A 26,209-nucleotide genomic window follows, 5' to 3' on the forward strand; every position below is an offset into this window, starting at 1 on the left:
CATTAGCTTTTTTCATATTGATATCAGTTTTCATTTAATGGATTTGAAAAATTTACTCCGATAATACCACCCAATACAGCAGCAATGAGGTAAAAACTATGGTACATAGCTTGAGTTAAAGAGAAACCTTGTTGATACCCGAGAAACTGCACTAAAAAAACAAAAACTGTAAACCCTAATCCAATCATAACACCTAAAAGCCATCCTTTTGCTTTTCCTTTTAGCCCGGTAATAATTCCACAAATAAATAAAATAAGTAATCCAATAATAAAGGTAGTCCAAGAAAGCGTAGTTTCTTTCATATCTAGAAACTTTAGCACCAGCCCCAATATGAAACTTGAAAGAAAAAGTAAACCAAATAATATAATCCAACCGTACAACAATGATGTCCATTGAATTTTTACCATTTATTCATCTCCTCCTGTCTGTCCCTTCATTTAAATTTATGCTTGTATCAATTATTTAGAAGTGCTTGACGTCCTCTAAAAGAAATATTTTGGTGAGTCGTTCTTTTAATTTTTATTTCCTTTTCGATGGAAAGATCGGCAGCTGCTTCAATTCTTCTTTTCGAATAAATCGTAATAAAATAAGCAAAACGAGGTAAATCAGAACGATAACTAGTAACAAGGAAATAAACAAAATTAAGTTTGTATCACTAGAGTAGAAATGAATTTTAATATAATTGGTGAGCAGAAAAGTTGTCCCGCATAAAATAATCATACGAATAATATCTTTCCATTGCGGAAAGTAATTGATTTCTTTTTTCAATACAGCTAGGTGGAGAAAAGTGACAAGAATAACATTGGCACAGATTGCAATGGCTGCTCCTTTAATTCCTAAATTTGAACTTGTTGCTAATAAAATCATGGCGCCGAATTTTAAGGCGACTCCGATTAATGAGTTCCACATCGCAGGCCGTGCTAAATCCAGAGCTTGTAACGCTGCCTGTAAAGGGGCTTGGATGTATAAGAACAAGAAGAAAGGTGCCATAATGATTAATAGGGAAGCTGCTGAATCAGACCGATACATGAAGGTGAGTAAATCAGCAGCAAATAATGTCATGATAATGGTAGCTAGTGCACCGGATGCAAAGGAAATCCGGATAGATTGATGAATACGGTTATGGATAAGTCCGGATTGGTTTTTAGCAGCTGCCTCTGATATCGATGGTACAAGTGCAATAGATAAAGAGCTTGTAATAAACGTTGGCAAAAATAATAGAGGCATGGTGTAGCCCATTAATTCACCGTATTGTTTTGTTGCTACTGTGGTAGTAACACCTGCTAATGCGAGAGATTGGACAATAATGATTGGATCGAGAAAATTGGAGATAGAACCAATCATTCGATTACCTAATGTCGGCATGGAAATAGATAATAGCTCTTTTGCCGTGTTTTTCCCGGAAAGAACGGTTTCTGTAAACTGTTTTCTTATTTTTAGTTTCCGTTTTTGACGAAATTTTCGAATCATGTATAAGAGAGAAGCAAATTCACCAATAATAACACTAAACATTGCCCCTGCAGCAGCATATTCAATTCCATAAGGTAAAAGGACGTAAATAAATACACCAACAAATGAAATCCGAACAATTTGTTCTAGAACTTGGGCAATACTTTGGGGTTTCATATTCTGTTTTCCTTGAAAATAACCCCTCAATACTGCGGAAACAGCAGCGATGGGGATAATTGGGCTAATAACAACGAGCGGGAGTAGTACACGCTCATCTGTGAATAAGGTAACGGATAAAATTGGTGCAGCAAGAATTAAAAGTACAGTGAATAGTATACTTGCACTTAAGGTAATAGCCAGGGAGACGGCAACAATTTGTTTTATTTTTTTTGAATCATGTTGAGCATCTGCTTCAGCTACTCGTTTTGAAATAGCAACGGGAAGTCCGAATTGTGTCAGGGTCATTACTAAAAACAAAGTAGGCAGTGCCATCATGTAGAGCCCAACACCTTCTTCTCCCATAAAACGAGCTACGACCATTCGATTAATAAAACCCATAAAACGGGTAAGCATGCCAGCGATAATTAAAATCAATGCTCCTTGAATAAAAGTCTGTTTCGTCATTCGAGTTGCCCCGCCTTCTCAAAAAAATAAATTTGATATACAATGATATATATGCTGTATAATGGACAAACCATGACAGATGAATTGAATTATCAAATAGAATATGGATTGAGGCAATAATACAAGCGTAATTCGCATCAAAACGGGAGCTTGTTATCCTGTTTCGGTGCAAGATCAATAGCGCTGCCTGTAAAGAACCAAGTCTAATCCGCAATGGAAAAGAAAGCTTACTAAAGATATTGGCAGGGACTTTTGTGAATGTACTTGTTCAGAAATCTTTGATGCCCAATATTATACTTTCTTTACCTTTCAAAAAGGCGTACAATAAGTAAGGACTTCATGGAAATCAGTTAGAAATGGTGGGATGAAATGAACAGTCAACGTGTAGAAGAGTGGAAAAAAATGATATATCCAGCACTTAAAAGCAAGCAAGAAGAGCTAGGTATGCTAGGTTATGAACAAGCAACTCCAGAAGATGTTTGGAAATGCCTTTGTGTAAAAGTTTGGAATGGGGAACCTGAAAAAAGGTTACATGAGATTGTTCAAGATATTTTTCATTTAAAATCATCGGTTTTTTTAAGCTATTTGACTATTCAATCCTATGAAAACGATGACTTAGCAGCATCTATAGAAGCACTAATAGGAAGTTCACCACAAACGGATAAATAATTCGTTTAGAAGGTTGTTATATGAAGGAGGAAGTGCAAACGATGAAAAAAAGAGGCAGAATCGTTGCCTTTTTTCTTGTCATCGCAATTTTGGCAGGAGTAATTGGAACAACGTTTAGCAATCTAGTAAGTAATGTGAATCTTGGCTTAGATTTGCAGGGGGGGTTTGAGGTTTTATATGAAGTAGAGCCTATTGATGATAGCCAAGACATTTCAAGAAGCTTGATGGAAGGAACCGTTCAAACCCTGAATGACCGGGTAAATAGACTGGGTATTAGTGAAGCAGTCATTAATATCGAGGGGGATGACCGGATCCGGGTACAGCTTGCAGGAGTGGAGAATCAAGCGCAGGCGAGAGAGTTATTATCCACTTCTGCACAATTGTCTTTTAGAGACGTAAATGATCAAGAATATCTGGATGGATCAGACATTGTGGAGGGAAGCGCGAAGCAAGATTATAACCCGAATACAAACGCACCGATTGTAACCCTGCAATTAAAAGACGCTTCTAAGTTTGGTGAGGTTACAGAGGAAATTAGTCAAATGGCTGATAATCGCCTGGTTATTTGGATGGACTATCAGGATGACGATTCCTTTGCTGAAGAAGAAATGAAAGAGGATCCCAAATTTGTTTCCGCACCAGCAGTAAGTCAGGCAATCCATTCAGCTAATGTGATGATTGAGGGTAATTTTACAGTGGAGTCTGCACAGCAAATGGCGGATATCATTAATTCTGGGTCACTGCCTGTACATATGAATGAAATATTCTCTACATCTGTAGGTGCACAATTTGGAGAACAGGCATTAAATGAAACTGTTATTGCCGGATTGATTGGAATTGCTTTAATCATTCTTTACCTATGTGTGTTTTATCGCTTTAGCGGTATTATCGCGTCAATCAATTTACTTGTATATGTATTCTTGGTAGTTTTAATTTTTGAATTACTGAACGGTGTACTAACATTGCCTGGTATCGCCGCTCTGATTTTAGGGGTCGGTATGGCAGTAGATGCGAATGTCATCACATTTGAACGTATTAAAGAGGAGTTGCGCGTTGGGAAATCTGTGAAAGCAGCCTTCCAATCTGGAAACAAAAGCTCCTTTGTAACTATTTTAGATGCGAACTTAACCACGTTAATTGCGGCTGGTGTACTATTTGCATTTGGGACAAGTTCTGTTAAAGGATTTGCAACCATGTTAATCATTAGTATTTTAATTAGTTTTGTAACTGCCGTATTTGGTGCTAGAGCATTAATGGCACTATGGGTTCAAAGTGGCTTCTTGAAAAAAAGAAAGGCTTGGCTCGGTGTTAATAAGAATCAAATTAGAGACATTGCAGAAGGGGAAGAACGTGAACCTGCGCTCTTTGGCAAACATGTTAATTTTGTAAATCACCGCAAGAAATTCTTTACAGTTACTTTAATGCTTGTCGTTATTGGAGCTATAAGCATTGGCATCTTCAAAATTAACCCAGGGGTTGATTTTACAAGTGGTTCTCGAGTAGAGGTTGTAGCTGATCAGAGTCTGACAGAAGAAGAAGTGGAGGCGGAATTTGAAACGCTAGGCTATGAATTAAGCTCTGTGAATTTATCAGGTGAAAACAACGAAATAGGTGTTGTTCGCTTTGACACCGTTCTTGATGAAGCGGAAGTAGATAAGCTGCAACAGCACTTTGTAGATAAATATGGTCAAGAACCTAGTGTGAGTGTTGTATCGCCAATTGTTGGTCAAGAACTTGTTAAAAATGCGATTTATGCAGTTGCGATAGCGTCGATATTTATTGTGGCATATATTGCCATTCGTTTTGAATTCTTCTTTGGCATTACAGCTGTGATTGCTTTGCTGCATGACGTATTCTTTATGTTAGTGGCATTCAGTATAACGCAATTTGAATTTGATATTACTATTGTTGCGGCCATATTAACAATCATTGGTTACTCACTCAATAATACACTTGTTATTTTTGACAGGATTAGAGAAAACATCCGTCGTGAAAAACGGGTGAAGTCCTTTAGGAAACTTGCAGAAGTTGTTAATAAAAGTATCGTTCAATCGTTTACGCGAACAATGAATACTTCTATCACAACTATTATTGCTGTTGTTGCCTTCCTGGTACTTGGAGCAACTTCCATATGGACATTTGCTTTTGCGTTATTAATCGGCTTAGTTGCCGGCACATATTCTTCTCTCTTATTAGCTTCACAAATTTGGTTAGTATGGAGAGGAAGAACAGTGAAGGATAAACCAATTGACTTCAGGAAAAAAGAAAGAGTTGACGGTCCACAAGTATAATTGTTAAAAACTTTATACAGAGGTGACAAAGAACATGAAAAAGAGAGCTTTCAACATGGTGGTACCCTGAGACAGTTTGAAGAACAGACTTAGGGGTTCACCTATCTCGTCTATTGGAAGCTCTCTTTTTTACTTCGTACGCTTAAATAATTTCCTAATCGGGTAAAGGTTATAGTAAAACGTATGTGAATGGAGGAAAGTCTATGAATGGACAGATTTATGTTATACTCGCTATCATCTTTGTAATTATTATTGCCGTTTTTGCTGTTATAAATGTTGACCCGGTAGCAGTTAATTATTTATTTTGGACGCAGGAATCGCCCTTAATTCTCGTCATTCTTTTCTCTGTTTTAATGGGAGGATTAATTACAGCAGCAGTAGGAGCCATTCGCTTATATCGGGCGCACAATGAGATTAAAAAACTTCGTACAGAAAACGACCGCCTGAAGAAACGTTTGGAAGCGCATGGAATTACAAATGGGTTGGATGAAGAGCAATCCAAAAAAGAATCTAGAAGAGCATTGCGCCATGAAACGAAACAAGCAAAAAGAACAAATAAAGAATAATTTCTATAACCGATAATTCGGGGAATCTATTTGATGCCCCTGACTTACTCCTGTATAATAAGTAGGTCAGGGGTGAATTTATGCTATCAAGTAAAGCAAACTGGAAATATATAAATAATCCGCCTGTGGAGGAAAGAGACTCTATAGAACTAGCGATGTCGCCTGTTGTAAAAGATTTATTTTTACAACGGGGAATTACCACAACGGAAGAAGCAAATCAATTTATGCAGCCAGATTTAGATGATTTATTTAATCCGTTTTTATTGCAAGGAATGGACAAAGCAGTTGAACGAATCCGGAAAGCAGCTGAAAATCAAGAAAAAATTCTTGTTTATGGTGACTATGATGCTGACGGCGTAAGCTCTACAGTTATCTTACTCCATGCATTAAAAAAATTAGAAGCAGATTGTGAATACTATATCCCAAATCGGTTTACAGAAGGATATGGTCCCAACGAATCAGCATTTCGGCAGCTTCATCAAGCGGGGTTCGGGTTAATTATTACTGTAGATACAGGGATTGCAGCTGTTCATGAAGCGGAAGTAGCAAAAGAACTCGGGATCGATTTAATTATTACGGATCACCATGAGCCCCAGGCAGAATTACCGGATTGTTATGCGATTATACATCCAAAGGTATCGAAGGACTATTCTTTTAAAGAACTTGCGGGTGTTGGTGTTTCATTAAAACTGGCAGAGGCTTTAATCGGAGAGCTCCCTAAGGAATTGCTTCCTTTTACTGCAATCGGTACTATTGCTGATTTAGTTCCACTGGTATCTGAAAATCGGATATTAGCGACATTTGGATTAAAAGAATTACAACGTACCAGTCATATCGGGTTAAAAGCTTTAAAACAGGTATGTCAGCTCGATGAAATAATAACAGAAGAAGATATTGGTTTTCGAATTGGTCCGCGTTTAAATGCGGTAGGACGATTGGGCAGCGCTGATTTAGCAGTTGACTTATTATTAGAAGAGGATTATGAAGTTGCTGTTGAAATGGCAAATGAGTTAAATCTTATCAATGATCGGCGCAAGAAAATTGTCCAAGATATTGTTGAAGAAGCCATGGAAATGGTTCAGACAGATAAACGAATCATCATTGTGGCAAAAGAAGGTTGGAATGAAGGGGTACTAGGAATTGTCGCTTCAAAATTAGTTCAAAAATTTGATCGTCCGGCAATTGTGCTTGCAGTGAAACCAGAACAAGGTATTGTAAAAGGATCGGCTAGAAGCATCCCTGCATTTGATTTGTTTGAGGGGTGTATGACAGTCAGAGATCTGTTTACACATTTTGGCGGACATTCTCAGGCAGCTGGAATGACGTTACCTATCGAAAACTTAAATTCGTTAGAAACAGCTTTAAACGATATACTTTTACAAGAATTATCAGAGGAAGATTTTAAGCAAGAATTAAATATTAATGCTACATTAGATATTGAAGATATTGATGTTTCATTAATTGAAGAGATAGCTAGGCTAGCTCCATTTGGTATGGGAAATCCGAAACCTCTATTTGAAATAAAAGAAGTACCAAAAGAAGTCCGGCAAATCGGTAGTAAAAAAAATCATTTGAAAATGCAATTTACATCTGTTAAAGGACACGTTGATACGGTAGGATTCGGATTTGGAGAGCTGAAAGATGCGATTTCTCCTCACACCAAAGTATCTGTTGCGGGAGAACTTTCGATCAATGAGTGGAATGGCAGACGGAACGCACAGATGATGATAAAAGATTTGAAAATTACGGAGTGGCAGTTATTTGATTTTCGCGGAAAAAAAGCGGAACAAGTGCTTCCTGATGCAATTAAGGAAGTCTTTGTCTCTAAAGAGTCTATACAGCCTGTTGAGCCTATATCAACGTTTACTTATGAAGAAGCTGTTTCTATGGATTTAACTTGTTATCATACGATCGGTTTTACAGAATTACCTGATAACCTTGATGACGTGAAACAGATTATAAAACAGATGAATCCTAAAAATATCGTGGTAGCGATACGGCATGCTGCTAATAATTACCCGTTTCAATTCCCTTCTCGGAAGGAATTTGTCGACTATTATGGCTTAATCAAACGACATAAGCAGTTCCGGTTAGCTGAAATGCAAAAGGCAATTGAACAGCATAGAGGATGGAATGAAGCGAAAGTATCGTTTATGTCAGATGTATTTGCAGATTTAAGTTTTGCTGAAAAAAAAGATGGATGGATCCGTTATACGGAAGCAACGAATAAAAAGGATTTAACGGAATCGGAGATTTATCAAACTTGCATCAAACAAAAAGAAGCTGAAAGCATACTAATTTACTCGAATTATCAAGACTTAAAAAAATGGTTTGCATCACATATGGATACATCTGTGAATGCTAGGGAGGAAGTCGTGTATGGATTATAAAGAATATATTGAGATTGTAGAGAACTGGCCAAAAGAGGGTGTGCGTTTTAAGGATATTACACCATTAATGGCTAATGGACCAGCTTATAAATCGGCGGTTGATGAAATTGTTGCCTATGCTAAGGAGAAAGAAATTGATGTTGTTGTGGGGCCTGAAGCAAGAGGATTTATTGTAGGCTGTCCTGTTTCTTATGCGCTAGAGGTTGGTTTTGCACCGGTTCGTAAGGAGGGGAAATTGCCACGCGAAGTAATTAAGGTAGATTATGGTTTAGAATATGGAAAGAATGTATTAACGATTCATAAAGATGCCATTAAGCCTGGACAACGTGTTCTCATTACAGATGATCTTTTAGCAACAGGAGGAACCATAGAAGCAACGATTAATTTAGTAGAACAGCTTGGTGGTATTGTTGTTGGGTGTGCTTTCTTAGTAGAGCTTAGTTATTTAGATGGAAAAGATAAATTAGAAGGCTATGATGTGCTTACAATAATGACTTACTAATAGGAAGAAAGAGTCGAACAGAGACAAATACTGTGCTGACTCTTTTTTTCTATAGATGTACATAAATTGTTTTGTGATTATATTAGGTTTTAGTTGGACAGAAGGATAAAAAAAGTCTTATAATAGTAATTATTATCGAATAATGGTTTTAAACTGGAAAAATTTATGAGAATTTAAATTAATGGCTGGCTTCAAGTTTAACACGCTTGTTGCTATTCTTATTTTCACACCAAGTAAGTACAACATTAACATTTCAAGTAACAGAAAAGAAACATGAGTAAATGTATTGAGTCAACACCAAAATCAATGGTTGAATATATGAATAAATATGGTAGTGATAACTAGCTAGCGGAGGAAAAATACGGAGACTCCTGTGGGAATGCGCAGTGTGAAGACCCCGCAGAAAAAGTGGTCTTCTTTTTCGAGGAGGCTGAGGACAAGCCCACGGAAAGCGTAGTATTTTTCTGGGGTTGCGATTACTCACCCCATCATAACCCGTCGTAGCGGTCACTATTTATCAAATTTAATTTATCAACCTTAGATTTTGGTGAAGAGCCAATGTATTTTAATAAAATAGTTTATTTAATTATAGAAGGTAAATAAAGGTGATTACATGGCAAAAGACGAAAATGTCAGCATTACAGATATTGAAGAAAAAGCAAAAGAATATTTATCTGATGAAGATGTTGCTTTAATTGGACATGCCTATGAATTTGCGAAAGAATCTCATAAAGATCAATTTCGTAAATCTGGCGAACCATATATTATTCATCCAGTTCAAGTTGCGGGAATATTAGCCGATTTATTGATGGACGCAGAGACAATCTCAGCTGGGTTTCTTCATGATGTTATTGAAGATACGGACATTACTTTTGAACAAATTGAAGAAGAATTTCACTATGAAATAGCAGCACTCGTAGATGGAGTAACGAAGCTTGGGAAAATCCGCTATGAAACCAAAGAGGCCCAGCAAGCTGAAAATCATCGTAAAATGTTTGTAGCGATGGCGAGAGATATTCGAGTCATTATGATTAAATTAGCCGACAGATTGCATAATATGAGAACGCTAAAGCATTTGCCCCCAGAAAAGCAACGTCGTATTTCTAATGAAACCTTGGAAATTTTTGCTCCGCTAGCACACCGGCTAGGAATTTCGACAATAAAGTGGGAGCTAGAGGATACCGCATTGCGTTATCTTAATCCCCAGCAATATTATCGTATCGTTCAGCTGATGAAGCAAAAAAGGGAGGAGCGAGAATTTTATATTCAAGGGGTCATTAATGATTTATCTCAAGAGTTAGAGTCCGTAAACATTCAAGCAGAAATCTCTGGACGTCCAAAGCATCTATATAGTATTTATCAAAAAATGGTAAAACAAAAGAAACAATTTAATGAGATATATGACCTGCTTGCTGTTCGAATTTTGGTCGACAATATTAAAGATTGCTATGCTGTATTAGGTATTATTCATACAAATTGGAAACCGATGCCTGGAAGGTTTAAAGATTATATAGCAATGCCAAAGCAAAATCTATACCAATCGCTTCACACTACTGTTATTGGCCCTAAAGGTGATCCATTAGAAGTTCAAATTCGTACGAAGGAAATGCATGACATCGCTGAGTATGGAATTGCTGCACACTGGGCATATAAAGAAGGAAAACAAGCAAAAGGAAAAAGTTCTTTTGAAGAGAAATTATCATGGTTCCGAGAAATTCTAGAGTGGCAAAGTGAAACACATGACGCTGAAGAATTTATTGAATCATTGAAGATTGACCTGTTTTCCGATATGGTTTATGTTTTTACGCCTAAAGGAGAAGTTATTGAGTTGCCAGCAGGTTCGATTCCAATTGACTTTGCCTACAAAATTCATACGGAGATCGGCAATAAGACAATTGGGGCAAAGATAAATGGCAAAATGGAGCCATTAGATTATGAACTGCAAAATGGCGACATTGTTGATGTAATGACATCAAAGCATTCCTATGGTCCATCACAGGATTGGCTGAAAATGGTGCAAACATCACAAGCAAAAAGCAAGATAAAACAGTTTTTCAAAAAACAGCAACGTGATGAAAATATAGCCAAAGGGAAAGAAGCGGTTGAAAGAGAAATCCGTGCTTTTGATATAGATCCAAAAGAAGTATTAAATTCAGATAATTTACAGCGTGTATTTGATAAATTTAATTTTACCAATGAAGACGACATGTTTGCTGCTGTTGGTTATCAGGGGATTACTGCAGCACTTATTGCGACAAGGTTAACGGAGAAAATTCGCCATTCGAGGGAAGTAAACCAAGACCTGGAGACGAAGATTGAAGAAGTAAAAACAGACAAAGCAAAATCTTCTTCTAAGAAAGATTCGGGAATTGAAGTAGCTGGCGTGGATAATCTACTTGTGCGTATCGCGAAATGTTGTAATCCTGTCCCTGGTGACCAAATCCTAGGATATATTACGAAAGGCAGAGGCGTATCCGTGCACCGTGCGGATTGTCCTAATGTACAGACAGAAGAAGCAAAACAGCGTTATATAGATGTAAAGTGGAAAGATCAATATGCGGAGAGAAAACAATATCATGTTGATTTAGAAATTACAGGATACGATCGCCGCGGCTTGCTTAATGAAGTATTACAAGCTGTTAATGAAACAAAAACAAATATTACGCATGTTAACGGCAGATCCGACCGTAATAAAATGGCTGTGATTCAATTAACGATTTTAATTCATAATACAAATCATTTGCGCAAAGTAGTTGATCGTATTAAACAAATTCGTGAAGTATACACTGTTACAAGAACGGTTCAATAAGGAGAGTTTTTCATGAAGGTAATATTACAACGAGTAAAAGAAGCTTCTGTCACTGTAGATGGAGTAAAAATCAGTGATATTGAAAAAGGATACCTCTTGCTTGTCGGTGTTACGCATGATGATACGGAAGAGGATGTAAAATATCTTGTGAATAAAATTGTCCATTTACGTGTATTTGAGGATGAAAGTGGAAAAATGAATCATTCGCTTAAAGATGTAGAAGGCAGTATTTTATCTGTATCACAATTTACGTTATATGGAGATACCAAAAAAGGCAGACGTCCAAGTTTTATTAAAGCAGCTAAGCCTGAGGAAGCAAAAGCTTTATATGATTCTTTTAATAAAGCATTACGTGAGGAAGGAATTGCCACAGAGACAGGCAAGTTTGGCGCTATGATGGATGTGCAGCTGATAAATGATGGGCCTGTCACACTCATTTTAGATAGTAAAGATAGGTAGGTAAGGAATAAAATTGTAAGGATAAGGTTAGAAGTTTGCGGAGATGCTATAAAAACTTAAATATAAATAAAGGGGAATTTAAGTTATGCATCGTGAAACCAAGCACAATCACGCAAATAACCATTCAGATTTGTTTAATATTGATTTTCATCATTTTACACAAATGGAACAGTCATCTACCTATTTGGAGCTAGCTACGGAGCTTGGAATATCTATAGAAGAGGTTAAAAAATTGAAAAAAAAGCTTTATCGTTCTTGACATTGTAAGGAACTAACCTTATTATTATAATCATTCCACTTCCAAAAATGTTTTTCTCAGGATGTGGCGGCTTCTACGCTGTTCACAAGGATAGGAACGTTATTCGTAGAAGTTTCTTAAAATTACATGAATAAAACCGTTGATGGAAAAAGTAGTATAGGTGTCGGTAGTAAGAGAGTAGTTGTCAATGGCTGAGAGCAACTATCTACCCGGCTTATATGAAAGACATTCTTGAGGATTTATATCGAAATATAGAGTAGATATAAACGTGTTGCAGGCGTTAACTGATAAAGGTGGATATCTTTTTTGATATCAACTAGGGTGGCAACGCGGGAAAATCCCGTCCCTTATTTTTTAATAAGGGACGGGATTTTTGTGTTGGCATAGAAGAAAGCTTTTAGGATTTTCTAACCTAGGATATGTACTTCATTAACGTGCTGTTTATAAATAAAGGAGGTATAAGGATGGCTATGAAAGCCCCTAGAGGAACAATGGATATTTTGCCGGAAGATACGGCAAAATGGCAATATGTTGAGCAACAAATTAAAGAGATTTGTGATGCGTATCATTATCATGAAATACGTACGCCAATTTTTGAACACACGGAGGTATTCCAACGTGGAGTTGGAGATTCCACAGATATTGTACAAAAAGAAATGTATACATTCGACGATCGTGGAGGAAGAAGTCTTACACTTCGACCGGAGGGAACAGCTGCTGTAGCTCGTGCTTTTGTTGAAAATAAATTATATGGTGGCCCGAACTTACCAGAAAAGCTCTATTACTTTGGATCGATGTTTCGTTATGAACGTCCACAAAAAGGAAGAATGCGTCAACTAAATCAGTTTGGTGTCGAGGCAATGGGCAGCGAAGACCCAGCAATTGATGCAGAAGTCATTGACTTGGCAATGCAAATTTATCGCCAATTAGGGTTAAAATCACTGAAACTGGTTATTAATTCATTAGGTGATAAGGAAAGCCGTAAAGCTCATCGAGATGCCCTTGTAGCTCATTTTGATCCGCATCGTGAGGAACTTTGCTCAGATTGCCAAGCACGTTTAGATAAAAATCCATTGCGCGTGTTGGATTGTAAAAAAGACCGTGATCACCCGGCAATGAATACAGCACCATCTATTTTGACTTATTTAAATGAAAAATCTCAAACGTATTTTGAGCAGGTAAAAGCTTATCTAGATGCCATGAACATTTCTTACACTGTCGACCCTAATTTAGTTCGCGGATTAGATTATTACAACCACACAGCATTTGAAATTATGAGTGAAGCAGATGGCTTTGGAGCTATTACAACATTAGCTGGCGGCGGTAGATATGATGGCTTAATTAATGAGTTTGGCGGTCCGGATACACCAGGAATCGGTTTTGGGATGGGACTAGAGCGTCTATTAATGGCGCTTCAAGTAGAAAATATAGATATACCTGTTGATACCCAATTAGATTGCTTTGTAGCTGGATTTGGTTCAGAAAAAGTCCGTTTAGAGACAGTAAAACTTGTTCACCAACTGCGTGTAAATGGTGTTCAAGTAGATAAAGATTATCAACAGCGAAAAATGAAAGGACAGCTCAAAGCTGCAGATCGACTGAAAGCAAAATTTGTTATCTTTTTAGGCGACGATGAACTTGAGAACGAAGCTGTAACAGTTAAAAATATGGAGACAGGAAATCAATCAGAAGTTCCCATCCATCACATTGTTACGAAAATTAAAGAGTTGTTATTGGAGGAGAATTAAAAAATGACAGAACGTGTTTTAGCTGAGCACTTAATAGAAACAGAAATCGAAAAAGAAGTCAGGCTGAAAGGTTGGGTGCAAAAGCGCCGTGACCTCGGTGGACTCATCTTTATAGACTTACGTGACAAGTCTGGCATTATTCAAATTGTTTTTAATCCAGATTATTCACAGGAAGCACTAGAAATCGCAGAAAACATTCGTTCTGAATATGTTATTGATGTTGTCGGCAAGCTTGTCTTACGTGATGAAGCTACTATCAATCCTTCTATTACAACAGGTAAATTGGAAGTGCTGGCAAGCTCCATTAACGTATTGAATAAAGCAAAAAATCCGCCATTTATGATTCAAGATGATGTGAATATTTCAGAGGACATTCGCCTGAAGTATCGATATTTAGATTTACGCCGCCCGGGGCTGCAAGAAACATTTAAATTACGACATCAAACCACACAAGCGATTCGGAACTACTTAAATCGAAACGAATTTTTAGAAATGGAGACACCGATTTTAACGAAAAGCACGCCAGAAGGAGCACGAGATTATCTTGTCCCAAGTCGTGTTCATCCAGGTGAATTTTATGCTTTACCGCAATCTCCGCAGTTATTTAAACAATTAATCATGATGAGTGGCTTTGAACGTTACTACCAAATCGCCCGTTGTTTCCGTGATGAAGACTTGCGAGCGGATCGCCAGCCGGAATTTACACAAGTTGATATTGAAACATCCTTTTTAACAAGTGATGAAATAATGACAATGACAGAAGAAATGATGAAAGAAGTAGTAAAAGAGGTAAAAGGAATCGATATCACTTTGCCGCTACAACGGATGCCATATGATGAGGCAATGGAACGTTTTGGTTCTGATAAGCCGGATACGCGTTTTGGATTAGAATTAATCCATGTCTCAGATATTGTAGCTGATTCTGGATTTAAAGTATTTAAGCAAGCTGTAGAGAATGGCGGAAAAGTAGCATTATTAAATGTGAAAGGTGCTGCTAGTCATTATTCTAGAAAAGATATTGATAAATTAACAGAGTTTGTAAATATATATGGCGCTAAGGGGCTAGCTTGGTTAAAAGTAGAGGAAGAAGAGGTTAAAGGACCAATCAGTAAATTCTTATCCGACGAAGAAAAAGCAGCTATCCTAGATAAAGCGACTGCGGCTAGTGGAGATTTGCTCTTATTTGTAGCTGATAAAACATCGGTTGTCTATGATAGCTTAGGAGCTTTACGCCTAAAGCTAGGAGAAGAGTTACAATTAATCGACGAAGAAGCGTTCAACTTCTTATGGGTGACAGACTGGCCGCTCTTCGAATATGATGAGGAGTTAGGCCGTTATTTTGCGGCACACCACCCTTTTACTTCACCAATTGAGGCAGATAAGGAAAAATTATTAACCGATCCAATGAACGTTCGCGCAAATGCGTATGACCTGGTACTAAATGGATATGAACTTGGCGGAGGCTCTATCCGTATCCATCAAACAGATCTTCAAAATAAAATGTTTAAAGCGCTCGGATTTACAGAAGAGCAAGCGAAAGAACAATTTGGTTTCTTACTGGATGCATTAGAATATGGTGCTCCGCCACATGGGGGAGTTGCGCTTGGTTTAGATCGGATCATTATGCTGCTTGCTGGACGTTCTAATCTTCGTGATACCATTCTATTTCCTAAAACAGCATCTGCTTCGGACTTAATGACAGAAGCACCTAGCGAAGTAAGTAGGGATCAATTGCAAGAATTGTCGATTTCATTAGCAAAAAGAAACGATAATAAAGAATAATAAAAATGATGAGATGCACGATTTTTCGACATATATCGTGCATCTGGTTATTCGAACACAAGCAGATGAAACTTCATGAGTCTTGTGTTTGATTGTTTTTTCATATAAAATTAAAAAAACTTCTGGTTGAAAAAAAGCGGTTGAAAAATTAAAGGAGCTGAATGATGAAAGCCATGGAAAACAAATTACAGCAAAATACTCTAACACCAAAAGAATATGTACAAAGTGTCTATCAGCAACTAAAGGAAAGAAATAGCCACGAGACAGAATTTTTACAAGCAGTAGAAGAAATTGTCGAATCTTTAGAACCTGTTTTCGAAAAACACCCAAAATATATGAAATTAGGAATTTTGGAGAGACTGGTAGAACCAGAACGCTTAATCACTTTCCGTGTTCCTTGGGTTGATGATGAAGGACGTGTTCAAGTAAATCGCGGATATCGTGTTCAGTTTAACAATGCAATTGGACCATATAAAGGCGGGCTCAGGTTTCATCCAACCGTAAATGCAAGTATTATTAAATTCTTAGGTTTTGAACAAATCTTTAAAAACTCTTTGACCGGTCAACCAATTGGCGGAGGAAAAGGCGGATCTGATTTTGATCCAAAAGGAAAATCAGATTTAGAAATTATGCGATTTTGTCAAAGTTTTATGTCAGAATTATCTAGACATATCGGACCCGACACCGATGTACCTGCGGGAGATATTGGCGTTGGTGCAAGAGAAATTGGGTATCTTTATGGACAATACAAAAAAATAAAAGGTACCGTATCGCCAGGAGTTCTAACTGGTAAAGGCCTGGATTTTGGAGGTAGTTTAGCCCGTAAAGAAGCTACTGGTTTTGGTACTGTATATTTTGTACAAGAAATGTTGAAAGATAACGGACAGGACATTTCTGGTAAAACGGTTGTTGTTTCCGGATCAGGTAATGTGTCCATATACGCGATGGAAAAAGCAGTTGAATTTGGTGCAAAGGTAGTTGCATGCAGTGATTCAAATGGATATATCTATGATAAAAATGGCATCGATGTTGAATTAGTGAAGCAAATTAAAGAAGTGGATAGAGAACGTATTAATGTGTACCTGGAAACCTATCCAAATGCAGAGTATGTTGCAGAAGGCTCTGTTTGGGAAATCCCATGCGAAATCGCTCTGCCGTGTGCTACACAAAATGAGATTGACGAAGAAACAGCAAAAACATTAATTAAAAATGGTGTGATTGCAGTAGGAGAGGGTGCTAACATGCCATCATCTTTAGCAGCAATCAATCAATTTTTAAATAATAATATTCTTTTTGCACCGGCTAAAGCAGCAAATGCAGGCGGAGTGGCTGTTTCAGCATTAGAAATGGCCCAAAACAGCAGCCGTGTTGCATGGAGCTTTGAAAAAGTTGATAAGAAGTTACAAGATATTATGCGTGACATTTACCAAAATAGTGTACGCGCTGCTGAAGAATACGGTAGATCAGGGAACCTTGTTGCGGGGTCTAATATTGCAGGCTTTTTAAAAGTTGCAGATGCTATGGTGGAACAAGGTATTATCTAAAGCTATAATTAAGATGGATTGATTTCGATTTTTCAGAATATATTGTTTGTATTTTGTATGAATATATGCTATTATTATAAAAAATGAATCGAAACAATCCTGATGTGTTCGTCTGCAATTGGTATTTTGACCGAACACCTATAAGTTAGGGAGTCCGCTTGTCTTTAAAGTGCGTGCGTGCCTAAACGAGGAAGCATAATAACTTTAAAGCAGGACACCCACCTGCCAAAAGCGGGATCAAAACTTTATTGTCTGACGGCACTATCGGGATTACGAAAAATACTGCACAGACTTGTGCAGTATTTTTGTATATATAGGCATTCTGTATGAGGGGCCGATAGTTAATCATACTAATTCGAGCCTTGCGCTAACTGTTCCAGATTTCCATTCTTGTCCATTCGGAAAGTAGGAGAGTTAATAAGGTTCGTATCTTCAAACACGGTCATTTTGCGTGCTCTGTCCATAATTTGAATAAATGTTTGATAATCTTCCTTCATTGCATGTAACTGTTGCTCCGTATCTACTAATTTCTTTTGTAATTCTTCTACATTTGTGCGCAAGGATTTATTTTCGTTTTCTAATGCTTGCATAGAAGATTTCGATTGATTCGTAGTATATAAATCTTTCTTTAGGGATTTTAAGTATTTGATAACGGTGTCTAGGTTCATTGCTGACATTGGATCAAGATCTGTCCGGGGCGTTGTCTGATCTGTATTTTCACTAGTCGAAACCTTCTCTGTATTATCAGTAGGTGCAGCCTTAGGAACACCTTGTAAGCTTTTATTTAGAGCTCTTTTTCTCTCTTTTCTTTGTCTTTTTGCTAAGTCAATAGCATTATCATATTTGTTACGTACCTCTGCATTCCAACGAAAACCGCAAGCCGCTGAAGTACGGTTTAAATGATCGCCAACTTCTTCAAAAGCATTTAGCTGTGTACTTCCCTCGCGAATATGCCTTAAGACAGTTTCTGCCAGCAATAAATCATCTTCATGAGACCAAGCATCTTGTCTTACCTTTACCATGTTTTTCACTCCTCATTATTAAGAAAATATTAGAAATATCTGGATTCGCTTGTCACTTAGCGAATTGGGACTTTTTCTTATATCTGGCACGTTAAAATTTTACCTGCGTCAAATGCACTATCCCGGATCAGTGGCTACTCGCCCCATCAAAAGCGTTACTGAATTTTATACTTTCTTAACGTGCTAGAAAGAATATAGTAATCTCTATTCTTACCAGAGGAGTTTTATAATATACATAAACTTTAAAAAAGGCCTAAAAAAGGCTTGAAAATCTATGGGGGAAAATGAGATGTCGGCATTATTTTTTAAGAACGGTGCAAAAAAAATAGGACGCTTGCTGGCGTCACTATCATATGATGGGCTAATATTAACGTTGAATGATGTCGTCCTAAAAAAGAATACGTAAAAAGAAAGGGCCAACACCAAAATCGATGCTTGAAAAGATTGTTATAAAGTATGTTAATACCAGCGTAGCGTTTTTCAGTAGCAGATACCAATGCATAATTAACTATATCTAGTTTGTCAACCATGGAGTTTGATGAAGAGCCAAACATACGAGATACAAATTATTTTGAATATCCTCTTATAGAACATTTTAGCTGTGTTTATTAATATCTTACTTTTTGTCCTTATTAATTCGTTCATATACTTGTTTTAATGCTGTTTCAAATTTTCCAGTTTCTTTTGGTGTATAGTAGCTTCGATTTTTAATAGTATCTGGCAAGTATTGTTGTTTCACCCAAGCTCCTGGATAATTATGAGGGTATTTATAATCTATTCCTCTGCCAAGCTTATTTGCTCCTGAATAATGTGCATCCTTTAAATGAGCAGGAATATTGCCGCTCTTTCCTTTGCGAATATCAGACAAAGCAGCATCAAGGGCAGAATATGCTGTGTTGGATTTTGGGGAGAGTGCTAATTCGACAACAACATTCGCTAATGGAATTCGTGCTTCTGGAAAACCGATTCGTTCTGCAGCTTGAACAGCTGCTACAGCACGTGGTCCTGCTTGTGGGCTTGCCAGACCAATATCTTCATATGCAATCACAATTAATCTTCTCGCTATGCTGTCTAAATCACCAGCTTCAATGAGGCGGCCTAAATAATGGAGAGCTGCATCCACATCACTGCCGCGTATGGACTTTTGGAAGGCGCTTAAAACATCATAATGTGCATCTCCGTCTTTATCGTGGGAAAAGCTTTTTTTCTGCATGCATTCTTCCGCAATTTCTAGTGTGATATGAATTTGCTGCTTAGAGTCAGGTGGCGTAGAACTAACAGCTAGCTCTAAGCCATTTAATGCAGAACGCAAATCACCATTTGCTGCAATGGCTAAATGTTCGATAGCATCTTGAGTAATATGGATATTCTTATCACCGTACCCGTTCTCCATATCCTGGATAGCACGCTGTAAAGCTGTTTCTACATTTTCTAGTGTTAAGCCATGTAATTCAAATAAATGACAGCGGCTTCTTATTGCCGGATTAATGGAATGATAAGGATTGCTTGTAGTACAGCCGATTAGAGTTAATAAATTATTCTCTAAATGCGGCAGTAAAAAGTCTTGTTTGGCTTTATCCAGGCGGTGGACCTCATCTAGGATAAGAACCGTTTGTCCTTGCATTTTTGCTTGCTCCACAACGATTTCCATATCTTTCTTTTTATCTGTAACTGCATTTAATGTTTTTGATGGAAGTCCAATCGTTTCAGCAAGTGCAAATGCCATTGAAGTTTTGCCAGTTCCGGGCGGGCCAAATAAGATCATCGAAGAAAGCTGATTGGCTTTTATCATACGATCAATTATTTTCCCTTGACCTACCAAGTGTTCTTGACCTATAATATCATCTATGTTTTTTGGGCGCATACGATATGCTAGTGGTTGTTTATACATCAAATAACTTCCTTCGTCTTCATACTATTCTATTAGCTTAAAGCGAAAGTAGAAGAAATGCAAGAGAATAACAGTCATGCTATAATAGGTATAGCTTTCTAAAATAAATAATTAACTTTAGTATATGATAAAGCGTATAGAAATAGATAGATGACTGCGAATAGCTGAAAATTGAGGTGTTTTAATGAAGATTTCAACAAAGGGAAGATACGGACTGACGATAATGATAGACTTAGCGAAGAATGAAGGGAATGGCCCCATTTCTTTAAAGGTTATTGCAAAAGATAATAATTTATCGGAGCATTATTTGGAGCAGCTGGCTTCCCCATTAAGAAATGCAGGATTAATTAAAAGTGTACGTGGTGCATATGGAGGTTATCAGTTAGCGAAAAAACCAAGTGAAATTAAAGCTGGCGATGTAATCCGTGTGCTGGAAGGACCTTTAACTATTGTCGAAGGAATGGAAAATGAAAAACCAGCCCAAGCGTCTTTATGGCTGCAAATTCGAGATGCAGTTAAGGACGTATTAGACAAAACGACGCTGGAAGATTTAGCAAATTATGATGATAGTGAGGAAGGCCCTCACGAGGCATATATGTTTTATATTTAATTGGCAGAAAGGATTTTTGAATCATGGAAGCAATATATTTAGATCATGCCGCAACCTCTCCGATGGCAGAGGGAGTTGTTGAAGCAATGGTTCCTGTATATCAAGGTATTATTGGGAATGCATCAAGTGTTCATTCTTTTGGGCGAAAAGCAAGACAGCAATTAGATGCTTCGCGACGTGTATTGGCTGCATCCATTGGTGCTAATGAAAAAGAAATCATCTTTACAAGTGGCGGTACAGAAGCGGATAATATGGCCTTTTTAGGTATTGCAGAAGCAAACCAAGCTAAAGGAAACCATATTATTACTTCAGCTCAAGAACACCATGCAACATTGCACACGGCGGAAAAATTAGAAAAACAGGGCTTCCGTGTAACATATTTACCAGTGGATGAAAACGGAATGGTGTCTGTTCAGGATATTAAAAATGCCTTAACGGAGGAAACGATCCTTGTTTCTATCATGTACGTAAATAACGAAACAGGTGTTATCCAGCCTATCCATGAAATTGGTGAATTGTTAAAAAGTCATCAAGCGTACTTTCATACAGATGCAGTACAGGCCTATGGTTTAGTTGATATCGATGTGAATGAACAGGGTATTGATTTGTTAACTACATCTGCGCATAAGATAGGCGGACCCAACGGTATTGGTTTTTTGTATGTTAAAGAAGGCGTAAACTTGGTTCCTATTCAATTCGGCGGAGAACAAGAGCGAAAACGCCGGCCGGGGACTGAAAATATTCCATCGGTGGTTGGCTTTGAAGTAGCATCTACCATTGCAATGGAGAAGAAAGCAGAAAGAAATCGACGTTATCAAACGTATAAACAAATTTTATTAGATACATTTACAGAGCAAGGCATCGCTTTTGGCATAAATGGAGATGCGGAGAAGACAGTTTCTTCTATAATTAATATTAGCTTCCCGGGGACAAATGTAGAGACATTGCTTACAAATTTTGATTTGAGCGGTATTGCTGCTTCTAGTGGAAGTGCTTGTACTGCAGGAAGCGTAGAGCCTTCTCATGTTTTATCTGCAATGTATGGTTCCAATAGTCCGACTATAACCAACTCCATTCGGTTTAGTTTTGGATTAGCGAATACAGAAGAAAATGTAAAAGAAGCAGCAGAAAGAATTTCTAGTATTGTAAAACGATTAACAAGTTAAAGGAGGGACGACGATGAAAGATAATAAAAACACACGTGTTGTAGTTGGAATGAGCGGAGGAGTCGACTCTTCTGTCGCAGCATTATTATTAAAAGAACAAGGATACGATGTCGTCGGTATCTTTATGAAAAATTGGGATGATACAGATGAGTTTGGTGTCTGTACTGCCACGGAAGACTTTGATGACGTAGTCCGTGTATGTAATCAATTAGACATTCCGTATTACTCCGTAAATTTTGAGAAACAGTATTGGGATAAGGTATTTACTTATTTTCTTGATGAATATAAAGCCGGAAGAACACCTAATCCGGATGTTATGTGTAATAAAGAAATTAAATTTAAAGCATTTCTTGACCATGCACTTTCCTTGGGTGCTGATTATTTGGCAACAGGTCATTACGCTCAAGTGGCGAGAGATGAAGAAGGTAAGATTCACATGCTTCGCGGGGCCGATGATAATAAGGATCAGACTTATTTCTTGAATCAGTTAAGTGCTGATGTATTGGAAAAAGTAATGTTTCCTTTAGGGCATTTGCCTAAACCGGAAGTGCGCAAAATCGCGGCAGACCATGGCCTGGTTACAGCTGCTAAAAAAGACTCCACAGGCATTTGTTTTATCGGTGAGCGAAATTTCAAAAGTTTCCTCAGTGAATATCTGCCAGCGCAACCAGGGAAAATGATGACACTGGATGGTGTGGAAAAAGGAACACATGACGGGTTAATGTATTATACAATCGGCCAACGCCAAGGACTTGGTATCGGCGGTTCAGGAGACCCATGGTTTGTTGTGGGGAAAAATCTAAAAGACAACTATTTATATGTCGCACAAGGCTATCATAATGAATATCTTTATTCCGACGCACTCGTTGCAACAGATATAAATTGGGTTCAACCGGAAGAGATAGAACAAACATTTACATGTACAGCGAAATTCCGTTACCGTCAAAAAGATTCAGAAGTAACTGTGACAGTAAAAGATGATAAAGCATATGTCACATTTAATGAACGTCAACGAGCAATTACACCAGGACAAGCAGTTGTGTTTTATCAAGGAGATGTTTGTCTTGGCGGCGGTACGATAGATGAAATTATAAAAGATGATAAAGCACTGCAATATGTCGGCTAGCAGGAGGCTTCATGAATGGATAAGAATCAGCAGGCAATTACGCTGCTAAATGAAAAAAAGTATGAAGAAGCAGCAAAATTATTTAACGAAATTATTGAAGAATCACCAAATGATCCATTAGGTTATATTAACTTTGGGAATCTTTTAATGCAGCTGCATGAGATGGAACGTGCAGAAAGATTCTTTCTGCGTGCCATTGAAATTGATAAAACAGCGGGCACTGCATACTATGGACTTGGTAATCTTTATTTTGACAAAGAAGACTATCAGAAAGCACAGCAGTATTTTCAACAAGCAATCGAACAGGGTCTAGAGGAAGCGGATGCTTATTTTATGCTGGGAATGTGTTTTAGGAATCAAGAGGAATGGAAATTATCTTTACCATATCTATTACGGGCAACGGAGCTAAATTCACAGGACGAAAGCTTTCTATTTCAATATGGTTTATCCCTTGCACAGGGTGAATATCTAGACGAAGCACAAGAGACATTTGAAAAAGTGCTTGCATTAAATGAAGCACATAGTGATGCTTATTATAACTTAGGTGTGATTGCATTATTCCATGAAGATACAAAGCAAGCCTTAAACCACTTTGAAAAAGCACTTGAATTGCAGCATGATCATGTACTGGCTGCAAACGGGAAAAAGATTGCATTACAGTATATGGAGCAATCCTGAGGACAAATAAGGGGTTAATAGCATGGAGAAACAAGCAGAAACGAGGGAAGAATTGCCGTTTGTTACCGGAAGCGTGTTAAATACGATTTTTCGCAATGAGGCAGAGCACTTTTCCATCGTTCGAATAAAAATCACCAAGACAAATATGGACTATAAGGATACAGAAATCATCGTGAAAGGTTACTTTGATTATCTGCAAGAACAAACAGCTTATCGTTTTTATGGTTCATTAGAAAAGCATCCTCGTTATGGCGCACAGTTAAGGGTACAATCCTACGAAACCATTTTGCCGACAACAAAGGATGGACTTGTTCAATATTTATCGAGTGATTTATTCTACGGAGTCGGAAAAAAAAGTGCTGTAAAAATAGTTGACGAGCTTGGAGAGAATGCTGTTGCTAAAATCATCGATGATCCGACTGTTTTAGATGGTATTTCAGGGTTATCAAAAGAAATTGGCAAGCGAATGGCGGAACGATTACGAGAAAATCAAGGTTTTGAACGTGTTGCTGTTCAATTATCAGCCTATGGTATTGGTCTGAAAATGGCTCAGGTTATTTATCAAAAGTACCGTGATGAAGCCCTGGAAGTTCTTGAGAAAGATCCATACCAATATGTGTTTGACATAGATGGCTTTGGGTTTAAAATGGCAGATCAAATTGCGTCACAACAAGGTATTTCCCATACGCATGTTAGCCGTATTGGGGCAGGTATTATCTATGTCCTGCAGCAAAGTATACAAGCAGGGCATGTTTACCTGCCTTTTGAAAAATGTGTGCAGGAAGTTATTTATTTGCTCCATATCCCGAATCAAGACGAGAGCACCGTCTCAGATGTTATCATGCAGTTAAATACAGAGAAAAAAATCATCGTGATGGAAGAACGCGTTTATTTACCTTCCTTGTACTATGCAGAGGATAATTTTACGGCAAGTTTAAAAAAAATACTCACCAAACCGATTGAAGAAGAGATACCTTTAGCCGAACTTTTGAAAATAACTGGTGATATTGAGGAAGAAGAGTCTTTAAGCTATGGCAAAGAGCAATTTGACGCCATTGTACAAGCAATCCATTCTAAAATTATGATTCTAACAGGTGGTCCGGGAACAGGGAAAACGACGGTTATTACGGGTATCATCCGGGCGTTTGCCAAAATACATGAACTGTCCTTAGATCTTTCGGATTATAAGAATAGAGATAGCTTTCCATTTATTTTAACAGCCCCAACAGGGCGGGCTGCTAAACGAATGTCGGAGTCGACAGGTTTGCCAGCCGTTACGATTCATCGGTTACTTGGTTGGAATGGAATGGGAAGTTTTGAAAAAGATGAACATGAACCTTTATCCGGAAAACTGCTGATTGTCGATGAATTTTCTATGGTAGATACTTGGCTAGCAAATCATTTATTTAAAGCAGTTCCAGATACCATGCAGGTTATTCTCGTTGGAGATGAGGATCAGCTGCCATCTGTCGGTCCTGGCCAGGTTTTAACGGACTTAATGAAAAGTGATGTTTTGCCTGTTGTCTCTTTAACGGATGTCTATCGCCAAAAGGAAGGTTCTAAGATCATTCAGCTTGCCCATCAGATTAAGCAAACAGAGTGCGATGAAAGTTCGTTGGAAAATGCCCGTGATTTTAGTTTTATATCTTGCCATGATTATCAAATGATTGATGTATTAACATCGATTATCGATAAAGCGCAGAAAAAAGGAATTGATCCTGCTACTATCCAAGTTCTGTCTCCAATGTATCGTTCAAAAGCTGGAATCCATGCCATTAATGCAGCTTTACAGCAATTAATTAACCCTCCAGGAGAGAAAAGACGGGAGATAGTATTTCAAGATGTTATTTATCGAGTTGGGGATCGCGTTATTCAATTGATAAATCAACCTGAGGATGGAATTTATAATGGGGATATAGGTGAAATTGTTGCCATTTTTAAAGCAGAAGAAAATGTAGAAAATGAAGAACAAATTGTTATTGCTTTTGAAGATAAAGAAGTTTCCTTTGTCAAAAAAGATTATAATAATTTCACACATGCCTTCTGTATTTCGATTCATAAATCGCAAGGGAGTGAATTTCCAATTGTTATTCTTCCTGTTGTTTACTCACATCATCGAATGTTGAGAAAAAATCTCCTTTATACGGCCATTACAAGAGGGAAAGAGTCTCTGATTATTTGTGGAGAAAAGCAGGCATTTTTAAAAGGTGTCCGAACCGAAGATACGAATCGGAGATACACTTCCTTACAGAAAAGGTTAAACATTCAATTGGCAAATCAAAAAGCTGCGAAAAAAGAATATGAATCGATAGATGATATACCTGAGGAAGAACTGTCGCCATATGATTTTATGAATTAAGTGTATAAAAATTTCTTTCTAGGGCAATACTTGGACTGATACAAGCATAAAAAAGGATGAAGAAGTATGCTAGAATGTCCAAATTGCCGAGAAAAACAAATTGGTAAACTTAGTTCCACAAGCTATTATTGTTGGGTGTGTTCCATTGAATTAACGGTGTCAGGAAAAGAATTACACATTCATCAAATTGAAGCGGACGGGACACTAAGTTCGTTAGACGATTTATTTTCAAAAGAAGAGAGAAGACTGTCATAAACTCCCAGTC

The 26,209-nt window shown here is 37.7% G+C and carries 21 protein-coding genes, 1 other RNA gene and 1 other annotated feature; of the genes, 18 read left to right on the forward strand and 4 right to left on the reverse strand.

Translation table 11 applies throughout. The features are described from left to right. Positions 1-23: 23 nt before the first annotated feature. Together KI343_RS01935 and spoVB are read right to left on the reverse strand one after the other, a co-directional pair. Positions 24-407 (reverse strand): TIGR04086 family membrane protein, encoded by a 384-nt coding sequence (locus KI343_RS01935; protein WP_212924739.1) that lies wholly within the window; start codon positions 405-407, stop codon positions 24-26. 112 nt (positions 408-519) lie between these two features. Further along, positions 520-2,073 carry a stage V sporulation protein B gene (gene spoVB, locus KI343_RS01940; RefSeq protein ID WP_212924740.1) on the reverse strand — a complete coding sequence of 518 codons (1,554 nt, stop codon included), beginning with the start codon at positions 2,071-2,073 and terminating at the stop codon, positions 520-522. A gap of 369 nt (positions 2,074-2,442) precedes the next feature. On the opposite strand from spoVB, the gene KI343_RS01945 reads away from it, so the two are divergent. The 12 genes from KI343_RS01945 (at position 2,443) to ssrS (ending at position 17,367) form a co-directional block, all read left to right on the forward strand. Further along, a complete protein-coding gene (locus KI343_RS01945) occupies positions 2,443-2,742 on the forward strand; it encodes a post-transcriptional regulator (RefSeq protein ID WP_212924741.1) in 300 nt (99 codons plus the stop codon). A gap of 41 nt (positions 2,743-2,783) precedes the next feature. Continuing rightward, the gene (secDF, locus tag KI343_RS01950; protein ID WP_212924810.1) at positions 2,784-5,033 is read left to right on the forward strand and encodes a protein translocase subunit SecDF; all 2,250 of its coding nucleotides are present in this window, start codon (positions 2,784-2,786) and stop codon (positions 5,031-5,033) included. Positions 5,034-5,236: 203 nt separating this feature from the next. Then, positions 5,237-5,599: a LapA family protein gene (locus KI343_RS01955; protein ID WP_212924742.1), complete on the forward strand. Its 363-nt coding sequence runs from the start codon at positions 5,237-5,239 to the stop codon at positions 5,597-5,599. 80 nt (positions 5,600-5,679) lie between these two features. Continuing rightward, a complete protein-coding gene (gene recJ, locus KI343_RS01960; RefSeq protein ID WP_212924743.1) occupies positions 5,680-7,989 on the forward strand; it encodes a single-stranded-DNA-specific exonuclease RecJ in 2,310 nt (769 codons plus the stop codon). Further along, positions 7,979-8,491 (forward strand): adenine phosphoribosyltransferase, encoded by a 513-nt coding sequence (locus KI343_RS01965; RefSeq protein WP_212924744.1) that lies wholly within the window; start codon positions 7,979-7,981, stop codon positions 8,489-8,491. The genes recJ and KI343_RS01965 overlap by 11 nt, the downstream gene beginning before the upstream one ends. Before the next feature lie 613 nt (positions 8,492-9,104). Then, positions 9,105-11,300, forward strand: coding sequence for a RelA/SpoT family protein (locus tag KI343_RS01970; RefSeq protein WP_212924745.1), 2,196 nt, complete (start codon positions 9,105-9,107; stop codon positions 11,298-11,300). A gap of 12 nt (positions 11,301-11,312) precedes the next feature. Further along, a complete protein-coding gene (gene dtd, locus KI343_RS01975) occupies positions 11,313-11,759 on the forward strand; it encodes a D-aminoacyl-tRNA deacylase (protein ID WP_212924746.1) in 447 nt (148 codons plus the stop codon). Positions 11,760-11,844: 85 nt separating this feature from the next. Continuing rightward, a complete protein-coding gene (locus KI343_RS01980; RefSeq protein ID WP_212924747.1) occupies positions 11,845-12,018 on the forward strand; it encodes a hypothetical protein in 174 nt (57 codons plus the stop codon). A gap of 130 nt (positions 12,019-12,148) precedes the next feature. After that, positions 12,149-12,369 (forward strand) — a binding site (T-box leader). 113 nt (positions 12,370-12,482) lie between these two features. Further along, positions 12,483-13,766 carry a histidine--tRNA ligase gene (hisS, locus tag KI343_RS01985; protein ID WP_212924748.1) on the forward strand — a complete coding sequence of 428 codons (1,284 nt, stop codon included), beginning with the start codon at positions 12,483-12,485 and terminating at the stop codon, positions 13,764-13,766. Positions 13,767-13,769: 3 nt separating this feature from the next. Continuing rightward, positions 13,770-15,548: an aspartate--tRNA ligase gene (aspS, locus tag KI343_RS01990; RefSeq protein WP_212924749.1), complete on the forward strand. Its 1,779-nt coding sequence runs from the start codon at positions 13,770-13,772 to the stop codon at positions 15,546-15,548. A 164-nt stretch (positions 15,549-15,712) separates the two neighbouring features. Then, the gene (gdhA, locus tag KI343_RS01995; protein ID WP_212924750.1) at positions 15,713-17,092 is read left to right on the forward strand and encodes an NADP-specific glutamate dehydrogenase; all 1,380 of its coding nucleotides are present in this window, start codon (positions 15,713-15,715) and stop codon (positions 17,090-17,092) included. A 93-nt stretch (positions 17,093-17,185) separates the two neighbouring features. Further along, a non-coding RNA gene (ssrS, locus tag KI343_RS02000) (6S RNA) lies at positions 17,186-17,367 on the forward strand. 75 nt (positions 17,368-17,442) lie between these two features. Here ssrS and KI343_RS02005 read toward each other — a convergent pair. Further along, positions 17,443-18,114, reverse strand: a complete 672-nt coding sequence (locus KI343_RS02005) for an RsfA family transcriptional regulator (protein ID WP_212924751.1) — start codon at positions 18,112-18,114, stop codon at positions 17,443-17,445. 616 nt (positions 18,115-18,730) lie between these two features. After that, positions 18,731-20,005 (reverse strand): replication-associated recombination protein A, encoded by a 1,275-nt coding sequence (locus tag KI343_RS02010; RefSeq protein ID WP_212924752.1) that lies wholly within the window; start codon positions 20,003-20,005, stop codon positions 18,731-18,733. Positions 20,006-20,189: 184 nt separating this feature from the next. On the opposite strand from KI343_RS02010, the gene cymR reads away from it, so the two are divergent. From cymR to KI343_RS02040, 6 genes are all read left to right on the forward strand, one after another. Then, entirely contained in the window at positions 20,190-20,615 is a 426-nt protein-coding gene (cymR, locus tag KI343_RS02015; protein ID WP_212924753.1) for a cysteine metabolism transcriptional regulator CymR, read from the forward strand. A gap of 23 nt (positions 20,616-20,638) precedes the next feature. Continuing rightward, positions 20,639-21,781, forward strand: coding sequence for a cysteine desulfurase family protein (locus KI343_RS02020; protein ID WP_212924754.1), 1,143 nt, complete (start codon positions 20,639-20,641; stop codon positions 21,779-21,781). 13 nt (positions 21,782-21,794) lie between these two features. Next, complete coding sequence (mnmA, locus tag KI343_RS02025) at positions 21,795-22,907, forward strand: tRNA 2-thiouridine(34) synthase MnmA (RefSeq protein WP_212924755.1); 1,113 nt, start codon at positions 21,795-21,797, stop codon at positions 22,905-22,907. 15 nt (positions 22,908-22,922) lie between these two features. Next, a complete protein-coding gene (locus KI343_RS02030) occupies positions 22,923-23,585 on the forward strand; it encodes a tetratricopeptide repeat protein (protein ID WP_212924756.1) in 663 nt (220 codons plus the stop codon). A gap of 22 nt (positions 23,586-23,607) precedes the next feature. Continuing rightward, positions 23,608-25,944 (forward strand): SF1B family DNA helicase RecD2, encoded by a 2,337-nt coding sequence (recD2, locus tag KI343_RS02035; protein WP_212924757.1) that lies wholly within the window; start codon positions 23,608-23,610, stop codon positions 25,942-25,944. 66 nt (positions 25,945-26,010) lie between these two features. After that, on the forward strand, positions 26,011-26,199 hold the full coding sequence (locus KI343_RS02040) for a hypothetical protein (protein ID WP_212924758.1): 189 nt from the start codon (positions 26,011-26,013) through the stop codon (positions 26,197-26,199). Positions 26,200-26,209: the final 10 nt, after the last annotated feature.

It is taken from the genome of Oceanobacillus sp. J11TS1 (genome assembly GCF_018333215.1).
Lineage (GTDB): Bacteria > Bacillota > Bacilli > Bacillales > Amphibacillaceae > Oceanobacillus.